Source organism: Rhodoplanes roseus (assembly GCF_003258865.1).
Taxonomy (GTDB): Bacteria; Pseudomonadota; Alphaproteobacteria; order Rhizobiales; family Xanthobacteraceae; genus Rhodoplanes; species Rhodoplanes roseus.
This window is the reverse complement of the sequence record NZ_NPEX01000454.1, coordinates 1-3,157: the sequence shown is the minus strand read 5'-3', so window position 1 is coordinate 3,157 and position 3,157 is coordinate 1. Positions and strand designations below refer to the sequence as shown.

Below are 3,157 nucleotides of genomic sequence, written 5' to 3'. Positions count from 1 at the left end.
GGCGGCCGCCCGTGGTGGCCCCACCGCCCGCGCCGGGCTCCGATATCGGCCTGCCGGACTCGCTGCGCTCGCGGCCGCAGCCGGGCGAGCCGGCCGAGCCCGCCCTCGGGCCGGCGCCCGACTGGACCCGCGATCCGCTCGGCGAGCCGATGTCGGGTGGCGACCGCAAGCGCTTCTTCGCCTGGACGCGCCGGCGCCAGACCGTGAGCTCGGACGCCGAGGCGCCGCTCTCCGAGACCGCGCCGCCGCCCTTCGAGCGCCCGGAGCCGCCGCCGCGCCGCCCGGTTCCGCCGCCGCTCGCGCCGTCGCGTCCCGAGCCGCCGCGTCCCGAGCCGCCCCGCGCCGCCGCCCCGCAGCCGGAGCCGCCGGCCGAGGAGGCGCCGGCCGAGGTCACGGTCCTGAAGTCGGGCGTGATCGACGGGATGGGCTACACGCTCTACACGGACGGCTCGATCGACGCCGCCTTCGAGCACGGCACGCTGCGCTTCGATTCCATCGACGACCTGCGCCGCCACCTCGAGCAGAGCAACGGTTAGCTGCTGGTCCGGGCCGTGCCCGGCTGCAAGGCTCTCTTCCCCTCTCCCGCGAGGGGAGAGGGAAAGAAGTCCCGGCGAGGGTCCGACACGAGGTCCGTTAAAGTCCCGCCAGCGCCATCAGCTCGCGGACATGGGCGTGAGAGACGTCGAAGGCGGCCTGCTCGTCGTCGGTGAAGCGGCAGGCGACGATCTTCTGGACGCCGCGGCGGCCGATCACACAGGGCACGCTCATCACCGCGTCCGCGACGCCGTACTCGCCCTCCAGCAGCGTGCCGACCGGCAGCACCGAACGCTCGTTGCCGACGATCGCCCGGATGATGCGATAGACGCTCGCCGCGATGCCGTGGTTGGTGTTGCCCTTGCCGGCGAAGATGTCGAGGCCGATCTGCAGCACCCGGGCCCGCACCGCCGTGCGGTCGATCGGCGCCAGGCCGTTGAGCGCGCAGAACGCGTCGACGTCGAGCCCGCAGACATTGCACAGGCTCCACGGGATGAAGCCGGTGTGGCTGTGGTCGCCCAGCACGTAGCCGAAGATGTTCTTCGGATCGATGCCGACATGGTCGCTGACGATCCGCATGAAGCGTGCCGTGTCGACGATGGTGCCGAGGCTGATCACCCGCTCCTTGGGAAACGACGAGTGCGCCACCGCGACCTGTGCCATCACGTCGACCGGGTTGGTCACCATCAGCACGATGGCGCCCGGCGAGGTCGCCTCGGTGCGCTCGATCAGATCCTTGATGACCTTGCTGTTGATCTCGACCAGCGTGTCGCGGTTCTCGCCCTGCTTGAGCTGGGCGCCGGCCGTGATCACGACGATGTCGCTGTTCACGGTCTCGGGCCAGCCGCCGGCGATCAGCCGCGGGTTCTTGGCGTAGATGAAGGAGGTGGTGTGGGCGAAGTCCCAGATCTCCGCCTGCGCCTTGGTGGCGTTCTGGTCCACCGCCACGATCTCGCTCGCCGCCGAGCTGGCGAGCAGCAGCCCGACCACCTCGGTGCCCACCGCCCCCATGCCGATGACTGAAATCTTCAACGTGGCCCCCTGGATGCCGGGCCGCCGCCCGGACTCGCTCGATCCACACGGTCCGGTCGTCCGCGGACCCGGGAAGCGTGCAGCATACCGCCGACGGCTCGTAATTTCAGGGCGTGTTTGAGCACGGAATGGGAATTCGCTGTCGTCGGATGGGCCGCCGCACCGCGTTCGATTGCGCCGGCGGCCGCCGACGGCAACACCGCGCAGGGGGTGTTTGAAGCGGCGGCGACGGGTCGATAGAATGGGGACGCGGCGGTCGACGCGATCACGCGCCACCAGACTCGTCCAGGCGATTCGTTCCGGCATGGTCACTCCTCTGGTCGCTTCGGGCGCGGTGCTGCCGATCCGGGATCATCGCGCCCCGTGGTGGCTGCCGGGCGGCAATGCGCAGACCATCTGGCCCGCGCTGTGCTCGTCTCCGCGGGCGGCGGAGATGCCGGCCTATGCGCGCGAGCGCTGGACGACGCCGGACGGCGACTTCATCGACGTCGACCACCTGCCGGGCCCGCCCGATGCGCCGTGGCTCGTCCTGTTCCATGGGCTCGAAAGCAGCTCGGCGAGCCGCTACGCGGTGGCCTTCGCGCTGGCGGCGCGGGCGCGCGGCTGGCGGTTCAGCGTGCCGCATTTCCGCGGCTGCTCGGGCGAGCCGAACCTGGCGCCGCGCAGCTATCACTCCGGCGACTTCGAGGAGATCGGCTGGATCCTCGCCCGCATCCGCGCGCAGGCCGGTGTGCCGGTGCTCGCCGCCGGCGTGTCGCTCGGCGGCAACGCGCTGCTGCGTTTCGCCGAGGAGGCGGGCGAGGGCGCCGCGACCGTGGTGCGGGCGGTGGCGGCCGTCTCGGCGCCCGTCGATCTCGCCGCGGCCGGCGCGGCGATCGACCGCGGCTTCAACCGGCTCGTCTATGCGCGCATGTTCCTGCGCAGCATGAAGCCGCGTGCGCTGGCGGCGCTCGCCCGTCATCCCGGCCTGTTCGATCGCGAGCGGCTGCTCGCCGCCCGCACGCTGCGCGACTTCGACGACTGCTTCACGGCGCCGCTGCACGGCTTCGCCGGCGTCGACGACTACTGGCGGCGCGCCTCGGCCAAGCCGCACCTGAGCACGATCCGGGTGCCGGCGCTGGTGCTCAACGCCCGCAACGATCCCTTCGTGCCGGCCAGGTCGCTGCCGACCCGCGACGCGGTCGGATCTCACGTCACGCTGTGGCAGCCGGAGGAGGGCGGCCATGTCGGCTTCGCCAGCGGCGCCTTCCCGGGCCATGTGCATGCGATGCCGGCCGCCGTCTGCGACTGGCTGGGCGCCGTGTGAGCGGCCGGTGGGACGCGCCGCTGCGGCCGTTTTGTCGCAGCCGGGGGCGAGGCTCGGGGTGATCCGCGGTCGCGATGATCGCGTAATCAGCGCATCAACCGAACAGGAGACCCCCGATGTTGAACTCCATCACGATCGCCGCCCCGGTCCTGCTGCCGCTGATGTCCTTCGGAATCGTGTTCTATCTGATGCTGCGCGGCAGGCCCGTGCGCGTCGGCTCGCGGCAGGCGTGACGCGACCGACGTCCCTGACGGTCCCGTCGTCCCGGGACGGCGCGTCAGCGCC

2 protein-coding genes and 1 pseudogene are annotated in these 3,157 nt (G+C 71.8%); 2 read left to right on the top strand and 1 reads right to left on the bottom strand.

The window, feature by feature from the left end:
* Positions 1-536, top strand: a pseudogene (locus CH341_RS29965) (DUF308 domain-containing protein); the annotation flags it as partial.
* Positions 537-633: 97 nt separating this feature from the next.
* On the opposite strand, the gene CH341_RS29960 reads toward CH341_RS29965, so the two are convergent.
* Positions 634-1,566 carry a lactate/malate family dehydrogenase gene (locus CH341_RS29960; protein ID WP_111423095.1) on the bottom strand — a complete coding sequence of 311 codons (933 nt, stop codon included), beginning with the start codon at positions 1,564-1,566 and terminating at the stop codon, positions 634-636.
* Positions 1,567-1,870: 304 nt separating this feature from the next.
* Between CH341_RS29960 and CH341_RS29955 the strand changes: the two genes are divergently transcribed.
* Positions 1,871-2,872 (top strand): YheT family hydrolase, encoded by a 1,002-nt coding sequence (locus CH341_RS29955; RefSeq protein ID WP_210208673.1) that lies wholly within the window; start codon positions 1,871-1,873, stop codon positions 2,870-2,872.
* Positions 2,873-3,157: the final 285 nt, after the last annotated feature.

What these genes read in the sequence shown, in the direction of transcription:
- CH341_RS29955 (WP_210208673.1), top strand. Translation starts at nt 1,871, where the DNA reads ATGGTCACTCCTCTGGTCGCTTCGGGCGCGGTGCTGCCGATCCGGGAT.